19 protein-coding genes, 1 tRNA gene and 2 pseudogenes are annotated in these 21,905 nt (G+C 61.6%); 12 read left to right on the top strand and 10 right to left on the bottom strand.

What is annotated here, in order from left to right:
* Positions 1-26 precede the first annotated feature (26 nt).
* A complete protein-coding gene (msbA, locus tag B2J89_RS03560; RefSeq protein ID WP_240964718.1) occupies positions 27-1,754 on the bottom strand; it encodes a lipid A export permease/ATP-binding protein MsbA in 1,728 nt (575 codons plus the stop codon).
* A gap of 183 nt (positions 1,755-1,937) precedes the next feature.
* On the opposite strand from msbA, the gene tolB reads away from it, so the two are divergent.
* From tolB to B2J89_RS03585, 5 genes are all read left to right on the top strand, one after another.
* Positions 1,938-3,257, top strand: coding sequence for a Tol-Pal system beta propeller repeat protein TolB (gene tolB, locus B2J89_RS03565; RefSeq protein ID WP_169167853.1), 1,320 nt, complete (start codon positions 1,938-1,940; stop codon positions 3,255-3,257).
* 35 nt (positions 3,258-3,292) lie between these two features.
* Positions 3,293-3,832, top strand: a complete 540-nt coding sequence (gene pal, locus B2J89_RS03570) for a peptidoglycan-associated lipoprotein Pal (protein ID WP_169167854.1) — start codon at positions 3,293-3,295, stop codon at positions 3,830-3,832.
* Positions 3,832-4,623, top strand: a complete 792-nt coding sequence (ybgF, locus tag B2J89_RS03575) for a tol-pal system protein YbgF (protein ID WP_169167855.1) — start codon at positions 3,832-3,834, stop codon at positions 4,621-4,623. Before pal ends, ybgF begins: the two co-directional genes overlap by 1 nt.
* A 98-nt stretch (positions 4,624-4,721) precedes the next feature.
* A complete protein-coding gene (locus B2J89_RS03580) occupies positions 4,722-5,450 on the top strand; it encodes a ThiF family adenylyltransferase (RefSeq protein WP_240964719.1) in 729 nt (242 codons plus the stop codon).
* A 44-nt stretch (positions 5,451-5,494) separates the two neighbouring features.
* A tRNA-Lys gene (locus tag B2J89_RS03585) sits at positions 5,495-5,570 on the top strand.
* A 188-nt stretch (positions 5,571-5,758) separates the two neighbouring features.
* On the opposite strand, the gene B2J89_RS03590 is transcribed toward B2J89_RS03585, so the two are convergent.
* A complete protein-coding gene (locus B2J89_RS03590) occupies positions 5,759-5,956 on the bottom strand; it encodes a hypothetical protein (RefSeq protein ID WP_169634397.1) in 198 nt (65 codons plus the stop codon).
* A 135-nt stretch (positions 5,957-6,091) separates the two neighbouring features.
* On the opposite strand from B2J89_RS03590, the pseudogene B2J89_RS23180 reads away from it, so the two are divergent.
* From B2J89_RS23180 to B2J89_RS03600, 3 genes and pseudogenes are all read left to right on the top strand, one after another.
* Positions 6,092-6,349: pseudogene (locus B2J89_RS23180) on the top strand (terminase small subunit); the annotation flags it as partial.
* Positions 6,350-6,383: 34 nt separating this feature from the next.
* Complete coding sequence (locus B2J89_RS03595; RefSeq protein ID WP_371809027.1) at positions 6,384-6,908, top strand: Bax inhibitor-1 family protein; 525 nt, start codon at positions 6,384-6,386, stop codon at positions 6,906-6,908.
* A gap of 26 nt (positions 6,909-6,934) precedes the next feature.
* Positions 6,935-7,969: an IS110 family transposase gene (locus B2J89_RS03600; RefSeq protein ID WP_371809028.1), complete on the top strand. Its 1,035-nt coding sequence runs from the start codon at positions 6,935-6,937 to the stop codon at positions 7,967-7,969.
* Between the two features lie 546 nt (positions 7,970-8,515).
* On the opposite strand, the gene B2J89_RS03605 is transcribed toward B2J89_RS03600, so the two are convergent.
* On the bottom strand, positions 8,516-9,424 hold the full coding sequence (locus tag B2J89_RS03605) for an HNH endonuclease (RefSeq protein ID WP_169167859.1): 909 nt from the start codon (positions 9,422-9,424) through the stop codon (positions 8,516-8,518).
* A 355-nt stretch (positions 9,425-9,779) separates the two neighbouring features.
* On the opposite strand from B2J89_RS03605, the gene B2J89_RS03610 reads away from it, so the two are divergent.
* Positions 9,780-10,721: a glycerophosphodiester phosphodiesterase gene (locus B2J89_RS03610; protein ID WP_169167860.1), complete on the top strand. Its 942-nt coding sequence runs from the start codon at positions 9,780-9,782 to the stop codon at positions 10,719-10,721.
* 250 nt (positions 10,722-10,971) lie between these two features.
* Here the strand turns inward: B2J89_RS03610 and B2J89_RS03615 are convergent, their stop codons facing one another.
* From B2J89_RS03615 to B2J89_RS03635, 5 genes are all read right to left on the bottom strand, one after another.
* On the bottom strand, positions 10,972-11,886 hold the full coding sequence (locus B2J89_RS03615; RefSeq protein WP_169167861.1) for a reverse transcriptase family protein: 915 nt from the start codon (positions 11,884-11,886) through the stop codon (positions 10,972-10,974).
* 198 nt (positions 11,887-12,084) lie between these two features.
* Positions 12,085-12,813: a hypothetical protein gene (locus B2J89_RS03620; protein ID WP_169167862.1), complete on the bottom strand. Its 729-nt coding sequence runs from the start codon at positions 12,811-12,813 to the stop codon at positions 12,085-12,087.
* A complete protein-coding gene (locus B2J89_RS03625) occupies positions 12,806-13,300 on the bottom strand; it encodes a hypothetical protein (protein WP_169634394.1) in 495 nt (164 codons plus the stop codon). The genes B2J89_RS03620 and B2J89_RS03625 overlap by 8 nt, the downstream gene beginning before the upstream one ends.
* Positions 13,301-13,950: 650 nt before the next feature.
* On the bottom strand, positions 13,951-15,135 hold the full coding sequence (locus tag B2J89_RS03630; protein ID WP_169167864.1) for a M20 aminoacylase family protein: 1,185 nt from the start codon (positions 15,133-15,135) through the stop codon (positions 13,951-13,953).
* Between the two features lie 29 nt (positions 15,136-15,164).
* The gene (locus tag B2J89_RS03635; protein WP_169167865.1) at positions 15,165-16,142 is read right to left on the bottom strand and encodes a tripartite tricarboxylate transporter substrate binding protein; all 978 of its coding nucleotides are present in this window, start codon (positions 16,140-16,142) and stop codon (positions 15,165-15,167) included.
* Positions 16,143-16,261: 119 nt separating this feature from the next.
* Here B2J89_RS03635 and B2J89_RS03640 point away from each other — a divergent pair, with 119 nt between their 5' ends.
* The 3 genes and pseudogenes from B2J89_RS03640 to B2J89_RS03650 form a co-directional block, all read left to right on the top strand.
* Positions 16,262-17,338, top strand: a complete 1,077-nt coding sequence (locus tag B2J89_RS03640; protein ID WP_169167866.1) for a GlxA family transcriptional regulator — start codon at positions 16,262-16,264, stop codon at positions 17,336-17,338.
* Positions 17,339-17,853: 515 nt separating this feature from the next.
* Positions 17,854-19,158 (top strand): hypothetical protein, encoded by a 1,305-nt coding sequence (locus B2J89_RS03645; RefSeq protein ID WP_169167867.1) that lies wholly within the window; start codon positions 17,854-17,856, stop codon positions 19,156-19,158.
* A 121-nt stretch (positions 19,159-19,279) separates the two neighbouring features.
* Positions 19,280-19,408, top strand: a pseudogene (locus B2J89_RS03650) (transposase); the annotation flags it as partial.
* 69 nt (positions 19,409-19,477) lie between these two features.
* Here B2J89_RS03650 and istB read toward each other — a convergent pair.
* Entirely contained in the window at positions 19,478-20,281 is an 804-nt protein-coding gene (istB, locus tag B2J89_RS03655; RefSeq protein WP_169167868.1) for an IS21-like element ISThsp10 family helper ATPase IstB, read from the bottom strand.
* Complete coding sequence (istA, locus tag B2J89_RS03660) at positions 20,271-21,797, bottom strand: IS21 family transposase (RefSeq protein WP_169167869.1); 1,527 nt, start codon at positions 21,795-21,797, stop codon at positions 20,271-20,273. The genes istB and istA overlap by 11 nt, the downstream gene beginning before the upstream one ends.
* Positions 21,798-21,905: the final 108 nt, after the last annotated feature.

Genomic DNA, 21,905 nt, shown 5'->3' on the forward strand with positions numbered 1-21,905 from the left:
CGGCGCCGTCCCTGGCGCTGCCTGTCTCAGGGCGCGGACGGGCGGGATTGCAGCCGGGCGTAGAGGCCGCCGCTGGCCATGAGTTCGGCGTGCGTGCCTTGCTCGGCAATGTGTCCGCGCTCCATCACCACCACGCGGTCGGCATGTTCGATGGTGGACAACCGGTGCGCAATCACCAGCGTGGTGCGCCCACGCATCAGGCGCTGCAGGGCGTCCTGCACCAGCCGCTCGGACTCGGTGTCCAGCGCGGAGGTGGCCTCGTCCAGGATCAGGATGGGCGCATTCTTGTAGAGCGCGCGGGCGATCGCCAGGCGCTGGCGCTGCCCGCCCGACAGCTGCGTGGCGTTGTGGCCGACCACGGTGTGCATGCCCTGGGGCAGCGCCGCGACATGCTCGGCCAGGTTCGCCGCTTCCAGGCATTCCTGCACGCGCTGCGCGTCCGGCACGGCGCCCAGGGCAATGTTGGCCGCAATGCTGTCGTTGAACATCACCACATCCTGGCTGACCAGTGCGAACTGCGCACGCAAGGTCTCCAGCTTCCATTCGGGCAGCGCATGGCCGTCGAGCAGGACCTGGCCCGAGGTGGGCGCCACAAAGCGCGGCAGCAGGTTCACCAGCGTGGTCTTGCCCGCCCCCGAGGGGCCGACCAGGGCCACGATTTCGCCGGGTCGCACCACCAGGTTCACATGTTCCAGCGCAGGGGCCTGGTCGTCCTTGAAGCGGACGCTGACGTCTTGCAGCGTGATGGCGCCTTGCACCTGGGCCGGTGCATGGCTGCCGCCCGTCTCCGCCGGTGCACTGCCGAGCAGCGCCAGCCCGCGCTCCAGCGCCGCCACGCCGCGCGTGATGGGGCTGGCCACGTCGGCCAGGCGGCGAATCGGCGCGATCAGCATCAACATCGCGGTGATGAAGGCCACGAAGCTGCCGACCGTCACCTCGGAGGAGGTGCCTGCCGCCCGGTTTTGCCACAGCGCCACACAGATCACCGTCGACAGCGCGGCCGCAGCCATCAGCTGGGTCAGGGGCGTCATGGCCGACGAGGCGATGGTGGACTTGATGGCGAGCTTGCGCAGGCTGCGGCTGAGCGCGTCAAAGCGTGTGGCCTGGCCGGGCTGGGCGCCGTGCAGCCGCACCATGCGGTGCGCCAGCACGTTTTCTTCCACCACATAGGCCAGTTCGTCCGTGGCCTGCTGGCTGCTCTTGGTGAGCGTGTACAGGCGCCGCGAAAGGGTCTTCATGATCCAGGCCACGCCGGGCACGACGACGGCCACGATGAGCGTGAGCTGCCAGTTCAGGTACAGCAGATAACCGAGCAGCGCGACCAGTGTGAAGCCGTCGCGCGACAGCCCCATCAAGGCCTGCACCAACAGCGTCGCGCCGGTCTGCACCTCGTACACCACCGTGTTCGACAAGGTGCTGGCGGACTGGCGCGCAAACAGCGCCATGTCGGCCGCCAGCAGGCGCTCGAACAGGGCTTGGCGCAGCTTCAGCATGCCCTCGTTGGCGATGCGCGTCAGTGCGTACTGGCCGGTGAACTGTGCGAGGCCGCGCACCATGAAAATTCCCATGATCGCCACCGGAACCATCCACAGCTCGAGCGAGCCCTGCGTGAATCCACGGTCCAGCAGCGGCTTGAGCAGGGCCGGCATCAGCGGCTCGGTGGCGGCGCCGACCAAGGTGGCCACCACGGCTAAAACCCAGGCGCGGCGTTGGTTGCCAAAGTAAATCGACAGCCGTTTGAGCCGTTGAAGCAGTCGCTCAGGGGGGGGGGCTGCGCAGGCGCAGGGGTGGCGGGGATGCTGGCGTCGGGGTCTTGCATGTGCGGCGATTCTACGTTTGGCCGTCTGCGCCAACAGATTGTCACAGGGAGGGCCTTTGTCAGTGTGTAACATTGGTGTTTGATCGCCGGCCCGTTGCCCGGCTCCTGTTGGCAGAGAATGACTACAGACTCCTTGTTTTCCCTTTCCTCCTCAACGGCTTTGCCGCACCCCACCAGGCGCCACCTTCTGACTGCAGCTGCGGCGTCTTCCGCGCTGCCCGCACTGGCGCAGTTCAAGGTGGAAGTCTCTGGCGTCGGGCTGACACAGTTGCCCATTGCCATTGCCGCCTTTCGCGGCGAAGCCCAAGCACCCCAAAAGATCGGCGCGATCGTCCAGGCCGATCTGGAGCGCAGCGGGCAGTTCCGCGCCGTCGACGCCTCGGGCGTGGCGCTGGACGAGACTTCGCGCCCCGACGTGGCCCTCTGGAAGCAGAAAAACGCCGACTCGCTGGTCACAGGCAGCATTGCGCGCCTGGCCGACGGGCGCTTCGATGTGCGCTTTCGCCTCTGGGATGTGGTGCGCGGCCAGGACCTGGGCGGACAAAGCTATGTGGTCACGCCGGGCGATCTGCGCCTGGTGGCGCACCGCATTGCCGACTATGTCTATGAAAAGCTCACCGGCGAGCGCGGTGTCTTCTCGACCCGCATTGCCTATGTCACCAAGAGCGGCACGCGCTACAGCCTCTGGGTGGCCGACGCCGACGGCGAGAACGCACAGTCTGCGCTCTCGAGCCCCGAGCCCATCATCTCACCCGCGTGGTCGCCCACGGGCGGGCAATTGGCCTATGTATCGTTTGAGTCGCGCAAGCCGGTGGTGTATGTGCACGACGTGGCCACGGGTCGCCGCCGCCTCATCGCCAATTTCCGCGGCTCCAACAGCGCGCCCGCGTGGTCGCCCGACGGCCGCACCCTCGCCGTCACCCTGAGCCGCGACGGCAATTCCCAGCTCTACACCATCGATGCCAACGGCGGCGAGCCGCGTCGGCTCATGCAGAGTTCGGGCATCGATACCGAGCCTGTGTATTCGGCCGATGGACGCAGCATTTATTTTGTCAGCGACCGCGGTGGCGCTCCGCAGATCTACAAAGTCGGCAGCAACGGCGGCAATGCCGAGCGCGTGAGCTTCAGTGGCAGCTACAACATCTCGCCAAGCCTGAGCCCCGATGGCCGTTGGCTGGCCTATATCTCGCGCGTGGGCGGTGCCTTCAAGCTGCATGTGATGGACCTGGCCAGCGGCGCAGTCAACGCCATCACCGACACGGCGGCCGATGAAAGTCCCAGTTTCGCTCCGAACAGCCGGTTGATCGTCTACGCCACGCAGCAGCAGGGCCGCGAGGCACTCATGACCACCACGGTCGACGGGAAAATCAAGGCCCGTCTGGCAGGCCAGAGCGGCGATATCCGCGAGCCCGACTGGGGCCCTTTTCCCAAGCAGTAATTCATCTCCAATCACCGAGTTTCAGGAGCTTTTCAATGATCAAACGCGTTTATTCCGCCATTGCTGTCGCTGTGCTGATGGCCGGGTGCAGTTCCGGTGTCAACCTCGACAACGTCCCCGTGGAAGACAAGGCTGGCACCGCGCTGCCCACCACCGGCAATGGCGCCAATGCCCGCAATACCGGACAAAGCGGTGTGGCGGGTGTCGACCTGTCGCAATCCGCACGCGACGCAGCCGGCCCGGTGGGCGTCAGCCGCATCGTTTACTTTGACTACGACAGCTACGTCATCAAGGCCGACAACCAAGCCCTGATCGATGCCCATGCCCGCTTCATCAAGGCCAGCCCATCGCGCAAGGTCATGATCGAAGGCCATACCGATGAGCGCGGGGGCCGCGAGTACAACCTGGCTCTCGGACAAAAGCGCGCCGAAGCCGTGCGTCGCGCGCTGGGCTTGCTCGGTGTGCCCGATTCCCAGGTCGAAGCCGTGAGCTTTGGCAAGGAAAAGCCTGCTGCCACCGGCCACAGCGAAGAAGCCTACGCGCAAAACCGCCGCGCTGAACTGTCCTACCGCTGATGCCCGCGCTCGCTCCCACCCGTACGGCTCGCGCGCTGTGGGCGCTGGCGCTGACCTGCGCAGCGCTTCCGGCGGCCCATGCCGCACTGTTCGAAGACGACGAGGCGCGGCGCGCCATTCTGGAGATGCGCCAGCGCGTGGATGCGCTCCAGCAGTCGGGCCAGCGCAACAGCGACGATCTGCGGCGCTCGGGCGAAGACACTACGCAGTTGCGCCGCAGCCTGCTCGAGTTGCAGACCCAGATCGAAACGCTGCGTGCCGAGACCGCCAAGCTGCGCGGCCAAAATGAACAGTTGCTGCGCGATGTCACCGAACTGCAGCGGCACCAGAAAGACATGGCCCAGGGCGTGGACGAGCGCCTGCGCCAGTTCGAGCCTGCCAAAGTCAGTGTGGATGGCCAGGAGTTCCAGGCCGATCCCGCTGAGAAGCGTGATTTCGACGCGGCCTTGGCGGTTTTTCGCAGCGGCAAGTTTGCCGATGCGCAAGCGGCCTTTGGCAACTTCGTTAGGCTCTACCCGCGCAGCGGATACGTACCCTCGGCACGTTTCTGGCTCGGCAACGCGCAGTATGCGACGCGCGACTATAAAGAGGCCATCAACAACTTCAAGGCTTTGCTGGCCGCGGCGCCCAACCATGCGCGGGCGCCCGAGGCGGCCCTGTCGATCGCCAATTGCCAGATCGAGCTGAAGGAAACCCGCGGGGCGCGCAAGACGCTCGAAGACCTGGTGCGTGCCTATCCCCAGTCCGAGGCCGCAGTCGCAGCCAAGGACCGCCTCTCGCGCCTGAAGTGATGGACTCCGCGCAGGGCCTGCCGGCCGCCGAAAGTGCGTCCATCGACGACGCTGTTTCGCAACAGCGCCGCTTCGGCGGGCTGGAGCGCCTGTACGGCATGGAAGGCGCCGCGCGCATCCGTGCGGCGCACATTGCGGTCGTGGGCATTGGCGGGGTAGGGTCTTGGGCGGCCGAGGCGCTGGCGCGCAGTGGGGTGGGCAGACTCACGCTCATCGACCTGGACCATGTGGCAGAGTCCAATATCAATCGCCAGATCCATGCATTGAGCAGCACGGTGGGCCAGGCCAAGGTCCAGGCGATGCGCGAGCGCATTGCACAGATCAATCCGCTGTGCTTGGTCGAGTGCATAGAAGATTTCGTCGAGCCAGCCAACTGGCCCGCGCTCTTGCCGCAGGGCGTGCACGCCGTCATCGATGCCTGCGACCAGGCCCCTGCGAAGACCGCGATGGCCGCGTGGGCGCGCAGCACAGGTGTCACATTCATCAGCGTGGGTGCGGCGGGCGGCAAGCGCCATGCGCACAAGGTCGACGTTGACGATCTCTCGGCCACCACGCACGACCCCTTGCTCGCGCAGCTGCGCTACCGCTTGCGCAAGCACCATGGCGCGGCCCGCGAGGGTCGCACGATCGGCGTGATGTGCGTCTTTAGCCGCGAGGCCGTGGCGCCGCCCGATCCCTCCTGCGACATGGACGGCGATGGCACGCTCAATTGTCACGGCTATGGCTCGGTGGTCGCGGTCACTGCCACCTTCGGACAGTGCGCAGCGGGTTGGGTTTTGGACAAAATTGCGCAGAATTCTCGAAACGGGTTAAAAACCGCTCTATAATTTAAAGCTTTGCTGATATCGCAGATTGCGGTCCAGCAGCCAGTGGGACGTTAGCTCAGTTGGTAGAGCAGCGGACTTTTAATCCGTTTGTCGTGGGTTCGACCCCCGCACGTCCCACCAATAATGGCAAGGGTTAGCAGGTAAGTGCCTGCTAACCCTTTTTGTTTTTCGAGCGCCCCTGTCACGATCTATGTCACGATCCGTGTTTGGGTGGATTGATGTTGTAGGCGCCCAACGTGATTGCCTCCGGTCCTGTGTCTGCTGCCGGCGCTCAATCTCTTCGGCCTGGTCTGCGGGATGGCGAAGGACTAGATGGGCGTGGCGCGCTTGCCCCCCAGCTCGTGCCAGCGGGCGATGACGCGGCGGCGCAGCGGGATGCTGTAGTCGGTCAGCAGGGTGTCGGTCAACTCGCGGTCGAGGTGGTATTCCACCTGCTGGCGGTTCATGGTGTCCAGATAGATGCACTCAAACTTGGGGGCATCTTCGCGCAGGGCTGGCGCCAACACGGCCCAGGCGGGAGCATCACGGGTGTTAGGAAAGGTTAAGGTGCCGCATTTCTCGCTAGCAGAAGCAGCCGTTGGACGGTTTGCGGTGAATGCGGCAAGCCGCCGCGCGCAACACCCAAGGCAAAGCCGGCTCCCTTGCCCAACGCTACACCCGCCCCGGTAGACGAAGACACTCCTACCGATGAGGGGCACGACTTTGGCGGCCTGAGCATTCGTGAGGCGCGCTTTGTCGATCTCTACCTGACAACGCTGCAAGGCGGGGCGGCCTATGTCGAGGCGGGGTATGTGGCAAAGAACGCCAACACGGCCCAGGCCTGTGCGTCGCGCCTGCTAGGAAAAGCTAAGGTGAGGGCATATTTGGCCGTCCGCGCCAAGGCCACGTTCTCCCGGATGGAGGAAGAGCAGGAATCGACTGCTTTCCGCGCCGATCCACTTCGCGTTCACCGGCTTCATCGGCTACACGCTGGGCCCCGTTCTGTCGGCGCACCTGGCATTGCCCGGTGGTGCACAGAGCATTGCGCTGGCGCTCGGCGCTACGGGAACCACCTTGCTCGCTCTTTCTGGCTGGGTGTTGGCGACCCGGCGGGATTTGAGCTTCATGGGAGGCTTCTTGTTCGCGGGAATGGTGATTGCGCTCGTGGCCGGAGTTGCCGCGATGTTTTTCCAAATCCCTGCGCTCGGGCTAGCTGTCTCGGCCATGGTTGCACTGCTGTCGGCTGGCCTGATCTTGTTTGAGACCAGCCGCATCGTCAACGGAGGCGAGACTAACTACGTTCTGGCCACGGTCAGCCCGTTCGTCTTTGTGAGAATCGCCCCGGGTTTGAACCGGAGATGGCATGGTCCGCCCACCTATGCCGTTACCGCCGACCTACGGTCATCATCCCGTAGAACCGGGACAGGTGTCGCAAGTCCAGTTGCAACGTGCCAGAGTGGCAACTCTCGCAACCACTGACCCAGGAGGCCACCATGCAATCGACCCTGAAACTGCCTGTCATCGGGCTTGATCTGGCGAAGTCGGTGTTCCAATTGCACATCGTTGACGTGGACACTGGTGAGATTCAGCGGCGCCAGATCAAGCGCGCCAAGCTCACGGAATTCTTCGCCAAATGCACTCCCAGCCTGGTGGCGATGGAAGCATGCGGGTCATCGCATTACTGGGCCAGGACGATCCGGGCGCTGGGGCATGAGGTCAAGCTGCTGCCGGCCCAGCACGTCAAAGCTTTCTTGCTGCGTGACAAGACCGACGCGATGGATGCACAAGCGATCTGGGTGGCAGCACAACAGCCGCACATCTTGCCGGTCCCCGTGAAGTCGGAACGCCAGCAGGCTTGCCTGGCATTGCACAGCATGCGCCGGCAGATGATGAAGATGCGCATCATGCAGACCAACGCCTTGCGCGGTATCCTGGCCGAGTTTGGCGTTGCCATGCCCATCGGACACCGCCAGTTGCTCAAGGCGATCCATGCTGAAATCTCCCAGGCCCAGACGCAAGGCCTTCTGCCCACCGATCTGGTCGTCTGCATCCAAGAGCAGCTCAAGCGCATCGATGGATTGCAAGACGACATCGACCACATTGGTCAGAGGTTGGTCGCCATGATCCGAGAGGATCGACAGATGCAGGCCATCCAGGAGATTCCTGGCGTCGGAGACCTGACAGCCTCGGCGCTGGTGGCGGCCGTCGGGGATTTCTGCACGTTCAAGTCCGCGCGGCAGTTTGCGTCTTGGGTGGGGTTGGTCCCGCGTCACGTGGGGACCGGCGGCAAGACGCAGCAGTTGGGCATTTCCAAGCGCGGCGACACCTACTTACGAACCTTGTTGATCGCTGGCGCCAGGGCCGTGATTGCCCGGTCCGGAAAATCTGGCTGGATTGAACGTCTTCTGCAGCGGCGCCACTACAACGTCGTGGTCGTAGCGTTGGCCAACAAGATGGCGCGCACCGCGTGGGCGGTTCTCGCCAGGGGCATGGCCTTTGATCGGAACCGATGGAATCCACTCGAAGTTGAGGCTGCCTGACCCGTCAGTGCGGCGCACCGCTTGCCTACGACCCCTGTTTTGAAGGAGAACCTGCAGAAAGCGTAGTGATGGAATGACGGTCCAACCGGGTTGGGAAATTCCGATGAATCGCCAGTACCTTGAGTACATCCCGGAGATAGGAACCCCAGCCGCGAATAGCCATCATGGGCAGCAGCACCGCTGCACGAACAGCCCGAATGTAAGGCAGCAAACCCTTCAAACCATCATGATGCAGAAGCTTGATCTCCTTGGGCGGACCATGTAGGCGATTCAGACCGCTTGTTCCTGCCGCCATTGGTAGCTCCTAGCCGAGAACGCAAGTTGGCCGGTGCCTCAGAAAGCAGTCAACCGGCGAGCAAGCCCTTAGTTACCCAACGTCAGTTTCGGGGACAACGCTGAAATCACACTTTTGGCCAGTCGGTCAGGCGTGCTACGGGCTAAGCCTTACAACGTCCGCTCTCGGCCCAGTCTCCGACTTACGGGCGTCAAACATGTAGCTCTGTCCGCCATGGACGTATCGTTCCGCAAATTTGGACCGTCCGGCGCTCAGTCCGAAAAATGATTGAGCAGACGATGGCGTGCAAGGTATGCCTTCTGCTCTGCATTCAGGCGACTGATCTTCGCGTTCGGAGAAATACCTAGACATTGCAAATCCTTGCTGCCCAGCGCGGACGTCTTGATCAATAGCCGGCCGTGATCGTTGAAGGAAACGTAGCCGCGATCAAACAGCTTGTCGAGAGCGGGAGAGAACGGGAAGCCGTTGTTGGGATCAATTTTCTCGATCTCATTGGATAGCGACCACGGGACAATGTGCGATGCTGTCAGCAGCTCCGGTTTATCCAAGCCCGTTACCGGGCATGCATGCTGCCAAAGCGACAAGACGTCATCGCGAAACTGCCCCTGTCCAACCCGCGCTTGGGCTACGATTTCTCGGGCGCCGCCTTGCTTGAGCCGCCCCTTTTTGCGTAAGGTAACTTGTTCGCAGACGTTTACCTCGGCGTCGCCGAGGTATCTCAGAATCAAGGCACCGGCACCCAAGGGAAGGCGGACCATGTATTGCTGAGCGATACGGCCCGTCTTGCTGAACAAAGCCGGTGAGCATTCATGGTTATGAATCGCCATCAAAGCTGCCTTGAACCCCTCCACGCTGACTGCCGGCGTGAGGACCGTCAAGTCGACGTCTATCTGGAAACCGTCGTCATTCCACTGATCGAAGGCGCGCGTCGGCGGACGCTTGGCCGGGTAAGCTGCTTTGCGCGCGACGGCCACATAAATGATGTTCTCGTCACGGTTGCAGAAGATGACATCGCCGGCGTTGACCTCTTTCACTGGCTCCCAGCCAGCGTTGATCTTCTTCTTACCGTTATTGCCGACGACATACGCCGGTGCCCAAAGGAAGTTGTGGGCCGCGACCTCTTTGTAGCTCTTACCTAAATTCACCCAGAAGAAAGCCATCGCAGACCTTTTGAAATGCTCGTTGCCGACATGGTGAATAACGCCGGGCCATGCCCGAATCTTCACCCATCCACCTAGACAAATCCCAAGAATGTCTGCGCGCTAGCAGCCAGCATGACAACATCCCCGCAGCGTTATCGTGCCATCACCTTAGCGCAATGGTAACGAAAAGTGAATTGTCCTTGACGGCATCAGCATAGATACATTGCATCATGATCATGTCGCGATTCCACAAACTGTCGAAAATCGAGCAGAAATGGCAATCAGCCGCCCGGAAAGGCGGCAATTTGCAGTCCAGTGATGGATAGAACCCGCTGGTTTGCCAACGCCGGTCGCAACAGATACAGTGGGCGCCATGTTGCTTGTTCGCCTGCTCGCTGCGTCCCTCGCTGTTCTTGCGACCACAGGCGCTGCTGCCTTTGACCTGCAGGGCCACCGCGGCGCACGCGGATTAGCGCCGGAAAACACGCTGACGGCATTTCAAATAGCGCTGGACCTGGGCGTCGACACGCTTGAATGCGACATGGCAATCACGCGCGACGGTGTGGTCGTGATCCATCACGACCTGCGCTTAAACCCTGACATCACGCGCGGGCCCGACGGCAAGTGGCTGGACAAGCCAGGCCCCGAGATCAGTGCTTTGACCTTCGACGAACTGCAACAGTACGACGTCGGCCGCATTAAACCGGGCACCGACTACGCCCGGCAGTTTCCGCAGCAAAAGGCGGTCGATGGCATCCGAATCCCCAGGCTGGCCGATCTGTTCGACCTGGTGAAAAAGTCGGGCAACACCACAGTCAACTTCGATTGCGAAACCAAGCTTTCGCCGCTGGAGCGTGCCGCGACGTTGCCGGTGGAAGATTTCACTCGCCGCGCGATCGCCGAGATCCGCAAAGCCGGCATGGAACGCCGCACGATGATCCAGTCGTTCGACTGGAGCAGCCTGCAACTGGTGCAGAAAGAGGCGCCCGAAATCCGCACCATGTACCTGACGTCGCCGCGCACGCTGAAACCGGACTACGGCAAGCCCTCGCCGTGGTTGGCCGGCTTCGCGCCCGAAGCCTACGACGGCTCGGTACCAAGGGCGGTGCATGCGGCCGGGGGCAAGATCTGGGCGCCGAACCAGACGTTCCTGACGCCAGCACTAGTGGCCGAAGCCCGTGCCCTGGACTTGGTGGTGATCCCGTGGACGGTGAACGAGCCTGCAATGATGGTCAAGCTGCTGGATATGGGTGTCGACGGCATTATTTCTGACCGGCCTGACCTTGTTCAGGTCGAGTTGTGCAAACGCCGCTGACCTAGCGACACTTGCGGGGCTGGGCATCCTGGGAAAGGCACGATCTGAATTAGCAGGTGGCAGCTCAGCGGTTACATCCGCGAGTCGCCTGCTGACGCTGTCGGCCCACTGCAGTTTTCTGTGCTGCAGGGTCAATGTCAGCTCCGCAGCGTTTCCAGTCTCTCGGCAGCCGCAGACACATTCACGCTGACCGCCACAATCCGGTCAATCAGATGTTCGAGCCCGCAAATCAGCGCATCATGCATACACCTCAGAGCGATTCGACAAACTTCCCGTAGCTCAGGTGGCCTCGAATGACATCGGCGTCTTCGACATCTTCACCCTTCGTCCTCTCCAAATGGTCATAGGCACGCAACCTGTTCCGGTAGCCCTTAGTCAGCCGCGCTCGTTCCCCGTGGACCAAGAGCCCATGTACCTTGAGCCTATTGGGCAACTTATCTAATCTGGTCTTCCGTTCAGAAAGGCGCCACGGTCCAGAGCTGAAGATGGCAAACAACTCCGTCTGCAGGCGCTCGGGGAATTCGCCCATTCCAGAGAAGACGATGTCGTCTGCGTAGCGCGTCAGACGAACTCCAAACTCGGCTGCGAGTTCGGCGAGTCTCTGGTCGACGTGCAAGAAGCAGATGTTCGAAAGCACTGGGCTGGAAGGAGCGCCCTGCGCAAGAACGCCGTTAAGACAGCACAGGCTCGCGACAACAGCGGCCCCGTTCTCGTCAAAGCCGATTTGCAAGAGGCACTTCGTAACAACGTTGATCGGCGTCGTCTGAAAGAAATCCTTGATGTCAACGCCGAAGGTCCACGTCGCCTCACAGTGCTGCGCGGCCGCATGCACATGCGAAAGGCCGGACACAAAGCCGTATACGTGCTCTGGCCTCTCGTAGCAGTTCTGCAGCCTCTCGGCGACCCACTTCTGAATGATCTTCAAGCCAACCCGGGGAGCGTCGATTCGACGGACGCCCCTTCTACCCTTCGGAATTTCAAAGGTCCGGTAATAGCGCTGCGGCCATGTGATGAACGCGTGCATAAGCCCTGGATTGATACCCAGCATAGCTGAGAGCGCAGCGCGCGAGGTTATGGGCGGAAGCCCGCGATCGACCATTCGGCGCATCTGCACCTGTTCCGAGGGAGGCACCAATTCGCCCGTCGCTTTCAGCAGTTCGGCCAAGCTTGAGAATTGGAAGAACTGAGAATCAAGAAGAGGTTGCGGGAGTCTCATTTAGCAAAGCAAAGCTTTCGTAATGCGGCCTGAGAACTGGCTGGGGATTCGAAGGAGCCCCAGCCAGTTCTCAGGCCTCCTTCTATCCGTGGTCTTGGCAAATGGGCATGATGCACACCCGCGCCTGAGACTCCCGCAGAACGCAGCTTAACGGCCACGGCGAGCCAATGCAAGAAGACGCCTGACGTCCGGGCTATTCTTCCCGCGAGCCGAGCCAAGTCCTCGCAGGGCGTCAAGCGAACAGGCGTAGGAGCCACCTGCAATCCAGACTACCTTGCCCGTCCGACGTAGCATGTCGAGCCGTCGCTTTAGCCAGTCCTCAGAGGGAATGGTGAAGCTCTTCGCCAGCTCCACCTTCAGTTCGTCGAAGGATGCAGGGGCGACATGCCTAAGAACTCGAAGGCACGCGAAGTTGCTCGGTAGGTTTTCGTCACCAGTCGCAACGAGCTTGTGCAGTTGGACACCTAGTACCTCGAGATAGTCTCTAGCCTTCTGCTCGATTCTTTTGACCTCTTCATCGTTCAGCGCATGCTTGGGTTCGACCCAAACGCGAGCCTTTGGCCCGTCTGCTGAAAGAAACACATTGCGCAGGTCGTTCGGAAAGGCGTAGAGCAGCGTTGCTCTCAAGCCTACTTCCAAGTCTAGCCCAGAGGCGTCGTGAAGAAGAAACTCGACGCGTCGCCCCTCTGCGGCGAGGGTTGCCTTGAAGTCGTTGAGGCGTCGGTTGCTGGGTTGCTGGAGGTTGTTGCTATCGCGAGTTACCGCGACTCTGACGTAGTGGAAACCATTGACATCAGAGTCCTCGATGATCGACCCGACTACTGGAATTCCATCCTCTTCCAGTCTTGCGAGCAGCTCGACTTGGAAGTCAGGCATGAATTTGCCTCCAAGCATTGCCAATCAGGTGCATCTGCACTCTGGCCCTCTGCGGCCAGTGCCGGGCGACCTTTACGCCCACCTTGTTGAGCTCGAAGTCTGGTGAGTGGACGAAGTCCACTGGGATGTCAGGATGGTAGTCCGCAGTCACTCTGGTCACACGCCCTTCGTCAAGGAGCTCAGCTAATTCCGCAGCGGCACGGCAGGCGTCCTGGCACAACTGAGCAACCTTGTGGTCATCAGCTCGAGACGCTTGCTTCCGCCCGACAGTCAGGGCGGTCTTAACCTTCCCTCGCAGAATCTCTGGCATGGCGGCGTGCTGCATCTCATTGGCCCACTCGGGCCGCAAAGTAGCCAGCTTGGTTTTGACTTCCAAGAAGGTCGCGTAATAGTAGCGGTTGAACGCAGAGCGCGCGAACTGGTCCGCGTCTGGACCCGGACTTCTCCGGACCGCCTCATCCTGCAAATGACTAGCGACTACCTCCATGTTTCGCTCCCATAGGGCAAACGTTGCCTTCAGTGTATGCGCCCCAGGCTAATGTATTTCCGCCACGGTATGCGTGTCGCCATGCTTTTCCTCCCCAAGCAGGAGCTTGGCGCGATAAAAGCGGCAGAATTTGATCGCGAGAACGGTCCCAAACCGTGTCCTCATCGTTGCGCCCCAGCTTGATGTGGTGCCCATTGCCTATGACGCCCAGCCTAGCCGGAGGAATCCGCGCGGTACCCTCATCGGGCTTGAGCCAACCAGTCTTGGCATCCTCCCCGCCCAGGGACAAGACACGCACACGGGCCACCAGTGATGCCGCTCTGACCTCAACTTTGCCATCTGACGATTTTCGATGAACAGGATCACCGACGGCCGCAGCGGCGATCAGTAAATTTCACGAGCTGGGGCACTGATTGGGTGGGAAGCGTTCACCCAGCAAGGGGACTGCTCAATGACCGGTATGGACCGGAGCGGCCATCGGCTCCAAGAAATCGAACGACCGCCGTCAGCCTGAAGTTGACGCCAGCGTACGGGCAGTGCCGTCAAAATTCTGGTGGACTGCTCCGACTCTACGGCCGCTGGCAGCATCAAGGCGGAAAAGCTGGCCTTGCAAGCCACAATAGTGCCAAATTTTCGACGCCGGACGCCGCTCAGGCCGCGGCGAGGTAGCGTTCCGTCAGACAGGACCAGTACGCGGCCCCGGTGGTCAATAGAGTGTCGTTGAAGTTGTATGCCGGGTTGTGCACCATGCAAACCTCCTCTCCCGTACCAGCACCGAGAAATAGATACGAACCCGGACATTGCTCCAGCATGAACGCAAAGTCCTCGCTACCTGAGCGCGGCGGACCGTCAAGCGTGACCTGCGATTCGCCGACCAGCTCCAGCGCCACCTGACGTGCAAAAGCTGTGGCCTCGTCGGTATTCACCAGCACCGGAAAGCCTTGGCGGTAATCCACGCTGGCCTTTACGCCGTAACTCTGCGCCTGCGCGGCGACCAGCGCCTTGACGCGCTGCTCCAGCAGGGCTCGCACATCGCGGTCGAGCGCACGCACGCTCAGCTCCAGTGTGACGGTATCGGGCACCACGTTGTTGGCGTTTCCACCATGAATCGCGCCCACTGTGACCACACCCATCTGCATCGGCGGCACGTTGCGCGCCACAATGGTCTGCAGGGCCATGACAATGGATGCCGCCGCCACAATGGGATCGGCGCAGCGATGTGGATGTGCACCATGACCGCCCACGCCCGACACGACAATGGTGGCGTAGTCGGAAGAGGCCATGGTCGCGCCATCGCGAAACACCAGCTGCCGCTCCGGGTATCCAGGCATGTTGTGCAGCGCATAGATCGCATCACAGGGATAGCGCTCGAACAGCCCTTCCGCGATCATGCGTCGCGCGCCGCCCATTCCCTCTTCTGCAGGCTGGAAGATCAGATTCAACGTGCCGTTGAAATGGCGGGTTTCTGCCAGATACTGTGCGGCACCGAGCAGCATCGCCGTGTGGCCGTCGTGGCCACAGGCATGCATGATCCCGGCATGCACACTGGCATAGGGCACGCCGGTTTTTTCATCAATCGGCAGCGCATCCATGTCGGCACGCAAGCCAAGGCGGCGCGGCCCATCGCCGCACACCAGTTGCCCGACGACCCCTGTGCCAGCGATACCGCGTTCGACACGATAGCCCCAGCGCTCGAGGTGCTGCGCGACCAGTTCGCTGGTGCGGTGCTCCTCGAAGCCCAGCTCGGGATGCTGGTGAATATCGCGGCGAATCGCCACCAGCGCATCGGCGTGACGCTGCATGTAATCAAAGTAATGCTTGGCGGCATGGATCATGGCGGGCTTCAGAAAAACAGCAGTGGCAATCAGGCCGCGAAGTTCACAGTCTTCGCAATTTCTTGGAACTTGGCGATTTCGCCCTGGTAGAAGCGATCGCACTCCGCCGGCGTCATCCTCTCCGGCACGCGCGAACCAGCCGCCTCTGCCGAGGCGCGCACTTCGGGCAGCGCATTGACGGCGTTCAGCTCAGCGTTCAGGCGCTCCACAATGGATGCGGGCGTTTTCGCCAAGACAAAAATGCCACCCCATGAAAAGAACGACACATCCTTCAGATACTCGCCTTCATTGATCGTCGGCAGGGTTGGTGCCAGAGCGTCGCGTTTGCTTGACAGCACACCCAAGCTCTTGAGCTTGCCTGACTTGATCAGGTCCAGCGTGCCGCCGCTGAACGTCATCACGGCCAAGTCGATCTGACCGCCCAGCAGGTCACTCATGACAGGTGATGCACCTTTGTACGGAACGTGCAGCATGTTCATGCCAGAGCGCGCCTTGATGCTTTCGCCGGCCAGATGCTGTTGCGAGCCCACGCCCACGCTACCGAAGCTCAGTGGCTTCTCACTCGAACGGCCCAGCTTTACCAGTTCGTCGATATTGTTGGCAGGCAGAGCACCGCGGCCCACGAGCACATAAGGTGTGACGGTGGACAAACAGGCCATGCGGAATTCGTTCGATTTGTATTGGACTGCCGGGTTCGCCAGTGGCGCCAGCAAGGTTTCGTTGGGCGAACCGTAGAAGACCGCCAGGCCATTGGGCGCGCTGCGCAACAGCTTTTGTGCGCCGATCGAGCCACTGGCACCCGCGATGTTCTCTACCACCACCGGCTGACCCAGTTTCTGGCCCAGTGCGACGGAGAGGCGCCGCGCCCCGGTATCCGAAGGCCCACCTGCAGGGTACGGAACAATGAGAGTGATGGGTCGATCCGGGTACGGACCTGCGGCGCGCGCGGGCAGCATGAGGCCCATTGCGCTCAAACCCATGACGCTGCTAAATGTTCTGCGATCCATTCCTGTCTCCTCTTGTTTGGTAGCTTTTGAGTGGAGCGGATCGTATCAACCGTCCCTTCCTCTCGAGAAGGCGCAACTGCGACAATCAGGGGGCCAGATCCGCCATCCCCTGAATCCGCATGACGCTATTGATTGATCTGATGCTCCTGGACAGCTGCATGGCAGGGGCTTTATTCACCACCATTGACACCCTGTTCACAGCCAATCGCATTGCGCGCATGCGCGCGGGCAGCAAACGCAATCCGCCTGTGCGCTGGCGGCTGATCGATGCCAAGGGCCAGCCTGTCGCTCTTGATCCTGTTCACCTGGCGATCTATGGGCCGGTGCACGAGGAGAACATCCCGCAGCCGTGGCCCGGCCCGCGTGCGCTTGTCATTCCTCCCCTGCATGCGCGCAGCGTGCCGCATGCCCGCAAGATCGTGGCCGGGCATGGCGGCGCGCGCGCATGGATTGCTGCACGCCATGCCGCCGGTGATCTGGTCGTGGCAACAGGCACGGGCGTATGGCTGCTGGCCGGCGCCGGCATCCTGAACCACTGCACGGTCTCGGTCCCTTGGACGCACGAAGCCTGGTTCGCGCGTGATTTTCCCGATGTGCAGCTCTCGCACACCGCGCCGTTCACACTCGATCAGCGCGTTCTGTGCGGCACCACACCCTCGCAGCAGGTCGAATTGACCTGTCGCATGCTGGCCACCCTTGGCGCTACGGACCTTGCGAGCACGCTGGCCAACATGCTGCTGTTCGACAGCGAACGCCAGTTGCTGATGACGGACATGGCGAGCCAGGGTCTGATAGCAAAGACAGGCGACTCCGTTCTGCGCAAAGCCATCGAATGGATGCGGCTGAACATCGATCAGCCCGTGCGCATGGAAGACATTGCGGGCGCCGCATCGACCAGCAGCCGCACGCTGCTGCGGCACTTCACACGCGATCTGGGAAAAACACCCCTGGAATACCTGACACACCTGCGCATGCAGCGTGCGCAGATGCTGCTGGAAGTCACATTGAAAGATGTCGCCGACATCGCGCATGCCAGCGGATACGCCGACGTGCGGGCATTCCGCAAGGTATTCCTTCGCGAAACCGGCACCACGCCATCGGAACACCGCCGTCGTCGCGCGCCGCGTGCCGCACGCAAGCATTGGCGGCTCGATGAAGTCTGGGAGGATGAAACTAGCTCTGGCGCGTCGAGGTAGCTGGTCATGTACTCCAGGCCGGCGCGAGAGGCGGCAGGCAGCCATCTTCGTACTTCCGAACGGCAGATCCGCAGCGATTGCTGTCGGCCAAGGTCGCACGACGACCCCACGGTCTCTGCCTCATAGCGGTCATCCAGGAGCAAAAGCCCTCGCGGGTCCGACGGCCGGTTTCAGATCTACAGCCGACGTCGGGGGCATGCTGCTGTGAGACTTCATCGTGAACGCCCGCTGTCGGCGATTGCGAACTGGTGCTCAGGGCACTGAGCGGTCAGGCCCTTTTCTCCGAAGCAGCCATTCGCATGCCGCTTCAGCTTCGTCGAATCAGCTTTAAACCTTGCCCACCTCTTCGAAGACTTTCGCTGCTGGAGCAGCCTGGACTCCCGCTCGCGAACAACTCACCGCAGTCGATGTCTCGCTCTGCCGGTCCAAGCCAGACAACCGCCGATGGTACCTAGGCCATTTGACCGGTTCCGTGCAGCTTTCCTTTGGGAGCAATCCCAGGAATACTCGCGCATATGGAGTTGAGACCTGCCTTCACCCTTGTGCACGGCACCTTTGCCGCCGGCGCCCCATGGATGCAAGAGCATTCGAATCTCTCGACAAGCCTGCGAGCGCGTTTTGGAGCCGACACCAAGATCGATTCCGTGGACTGGGGTGGACGGAACAGTGTCGGTGCTCGTAGCCGCGGCGCCAAGATCCTAAGCGAGCATCTGCGTCAAACCCATCCCAGGCTCGGTGAGTATGAGCGGCGATTTGTCATTTCCCACAGCCATGGCGGAAATGTTGCGATGCACGCGATGTGCGACCAGGAAACGGACGCGCGAGTGTCGGGCGTTGCCACCATGGGCACCCCATTTCTCGTGGGGCAGCGGCGCCATTACAGCGAAACCCTCAGTGGCGCGCGGTTTGGTGCGATCGCAGCGGCGATAGCTTACGGGCCAATCGCTGCCGTTCAATACGGAGCTCCGGCCGGTCTGGACTTTGCACTGTCATGGCTCTTTGTGCTGGTCCTGTGGACTTTCGGGTTCTGGATCTTGAATCGCTACTTTGACAGCTATCAGTCGTTCACCCAGGGGGTCCTGCAGGATATGCGCTTGGCGCGGATCAGAAGCGACCGGTTACTGGTGCTGCGTTCTGCGGGGGATGAGGCATCAGTGGGGCTTTTGACGTCGCAACTCCTGCTCTCGGTGGGTCTGGTTGTGACGCGTGGGCTCGCCGCCTGGAATTTCTCGTTTCGCAACTTTTTGAGGCACAGTATTGACCGACCGCTTTTTGGATGGTGGGCTGGCATCACCATCGTTGGCTTTTGCGCGTTGGTCATCGCGAAGCTGGTCCATTTGATCTGGCAGGACCCTAACATGGACATCGGTGCGCGCTGGATGATCTTGCAGTTCGTAGTGCTTACTGGACTCGCGTTCGTCGTGCCGATCTTGGTGAATCCGCTCTTGCACCGATTTGCCAGCAAGGCACAGGAGTGCAGATTTCTCGATGTCTGCGCGGCGTGTTTCCTTGGACCCGCGATGCTTTTGCTGCTCTTCGTTCCATCATTGTTGCTGCTGGCGTTTGGTTGGCAACTGGCGCTGGCCAACATCGATGTGGAGATCAGCGCTGAGCCGGCGCCACTCGGTGAGTGGCGCGTCCGCACGTTCCCGACCATCCACAGCCTGGGCGACAAGCGCGAGTCCATCTTTGCGGCCCACTCGGGCTTGTATGACCTTGGTATTGCAATTGATGCGATCGGCGATTGGGTCGACGAGCTACTAAAAAAGGAGTGGGAGACCATGGTTCCGGTGATCGACGTGCGCGTGCTGCGAGAGTGAATTCCGATCTCGCCGTGGTGGCTTCGAGTGCTCCAAGGGCACAGGAGGGCCCCCACATGAATCGCCCCTGCATCCGTAGACACCTTCGAGCCCCAAACCTGAGGCACCAATATTAGGTGCCATGAGTAACCAGAGATACCCCGAAGAATTCAAGACCGAAGCGGTCAGGCAGATCACAGAGCGAGGTCACAAGGTGGCCGACATCTCGGCCCGACTCGGCGTGAGCCAGCACAGCCTGTACCAGGGTGTTGATTTCCACGCAAACCTGACCCACCATTTCCATCGCGATCTGACCCACCCTTTTGCGTGAACTCGATGCTCACGTTGTGGATAAGTTCTTGGCTGTCTTCTCCTTCTTGGTGGTCTGTGGTGGTTGTTGTGCCGAGCTGTTCTTGAACCGGAAGCTATCGTTGCCGGTCTCCAGAATATGGCAGTGATGCGTGAGCCGGTCCAGCAGGGCCGTGGTCATCTTCGCGTCTCCGAACACACTGGCCCATTCGCTGAAGCTCAGGTTGGTGGTGATCACGACGCTGGTGCGCTCGTACAGTTTGGACAACAGATGGAACAGCAACGCGCCCCCTGAAGCACTGAACGGCAGGTAACCCAGTTCATCGAGGATCACCAAGTCAGCGTAGGCCAGGCGGTGGGCCAACTGTCCGCTCTTGCCGTTGGCCTTCTCCTCCTCCAATGCATTGACCAACTCCACGGTGGAGAAGAACCGCACCCTGCGACGATGGTGCTCAATGGCTTGCACCCCGAGGGCTGTGGCGATGTGGGTCTTGCCCGTACCCGGCCCACCCACCAGCACCACATTGTTAGCGTTCTCCAGGAACTCGCACCGATGCAACTGCCGCACCAGAGCTTCGTTCACCTCGCTGTGGCCGAAGTCAAAGCCAGCCAGGTCTCGGTACGCAGGGAACCTGGCCACCTTCAACTGGTAGGCCACCGAGCGCACTTCCCGCTCGGCGGTCTCAGCCTTGAGCAGCTGGGACAGGATCGGCTGGGCGGCCTCGAAGGCCGGAGCGCCTTGTTCGGCCAGTTCCGCAACAGCCTGGGCCATGCCATGCATCTTGAGCTCGCGCAGCATGATCACGATGGAAGCGATGGCAGGGTCATGACGCATAGCGCACCTCCCTCAATTGGTCGTAGCGAAGCACATTGGCCTGGGGTTCCACCGCCAGCTTGAGGGCCTGCGGCGATGTGACCGGTGCTGGAGCGGGCTTACCATCCAGCAGGCGGTGCAGCACGTTCAGGATGTGGGTCTTGCTGGCAGCTCCCGACTCCAGGGCCAGCTCCACTGCAGCGAGCACAGCCTGTTCGTCGTGGTGCAGCACCAGTGCCAGTACCTCCACCATCTCCCGGTCGCCGCCGGGTTGCTTGAGCAAGGTGGCCTGCAGTCGCTTGAAGGCCGCTGGCAGTTCCAGGAAGGGAGCTCCATTGCGCAAGGCGCCGGGCTTGCGCTGCAGCACTGCCAGGTAGTGGCGCCAGTCGTACACGGTCTGACCCGCACCATGGTGGTTACGCTCGATCAGGCGCTGGTGCTCGCACACGATCTGGCCTTCGGCGGCAATCACCAGGCGATCCGCGTAGACCCGCAGGCTCACCGGCCGATTGGCATACGGCGCCGGGACGCTGTAGCGATTGCGCTCGAAGTGGACCAGGCAGGTGGGCGAGACTCGCTTGGTGTGCTCCACAAAGCCATCGAAGGGCCGGGGCATCGGCATCAAGGCTGCCTTCTCTTGAGCCCAGACATCCGCGACGGTGCCCGGCAGCTTGCCGTGCTCGATCGCGTGCCACAGCGCCACGCAGCGCTCTTCAAGCCAGGCATTGAGATCGGGCAGGCTTGCGAATGGCGGCACCACCTGCCACAGGCGATGGCGGGCATCGCGCACGTTCTTCTCCACCTGGCCCTTCTCCCAGCCAGAAGCGGGGTTGCAGAACTCTGCCTCGAACAGGAAGTGGCTGACCATGGCCGCAAAGCGCGCATTAACGTCGCGCTCCTTGCCACGGCGCACCCGGTCTACGGCGGTGCGCATGTTGTCGTAGATGCCACGACGGGGCACGCCACCCAGGACTGCGAATGCATGGTTGTGGGCATCGAACAGCATCTCGTGCGTCTGCAGTGGGTAGGCGCGCAGGTAGAACGCTCGGCTGTGGCTGAGCTTGAAGTGGGCTACCTGCAGCTTGGTGCGCACGCCGGCGAGAAAAGCCCAGTCCTCGCTCCAGTCGAACTGGAAGGCCTCACCCGGGCCGAAGGCCAGGGGCACGAAGGTGCCGCGGCCAGTGGTCTGCTGGGCCAAAAGGCGCTGCTCGTGCCAGAGGCGGGCAAAGGCCGCAACGCGGTTGTAGGAGCCCGGATAGCCCAGGGCCTGCAGATCCACGTACATCTGCTTGACGGTGCGCCGCTGCTTGCGGGATCGGCCAGCTTCCGTCTTGAGCCAGCCGGCGAGCTTCAAGGCGAAGGGATCGAGCTTGGATGGACTGATCCGCTTGGCATAGTGCGGCTCGGCCTCGCCAGCGCGCAGGTACTTGCGGATGGTGTTGCGCGAGAGGCCCGTGCGGCGGGCGATCTCCCGGATGGACAGCTGCTCTCGCAGGGCCCAGCGCCTGATGACACTCAGTGTTGCCACGTCTATCACTCCTGGTCTCCTGCTGCTTAACAAAGCAGCAGGTTAGGGTTAGTACGTGGATCAGATTTAGATGGAAATCCTGGGGGTTAGTGGGTCACTTCTGCGTGGAAATCAACA

The organism is Acidovorax sp. SRB_24 (genome assembly GCF_012931925.1).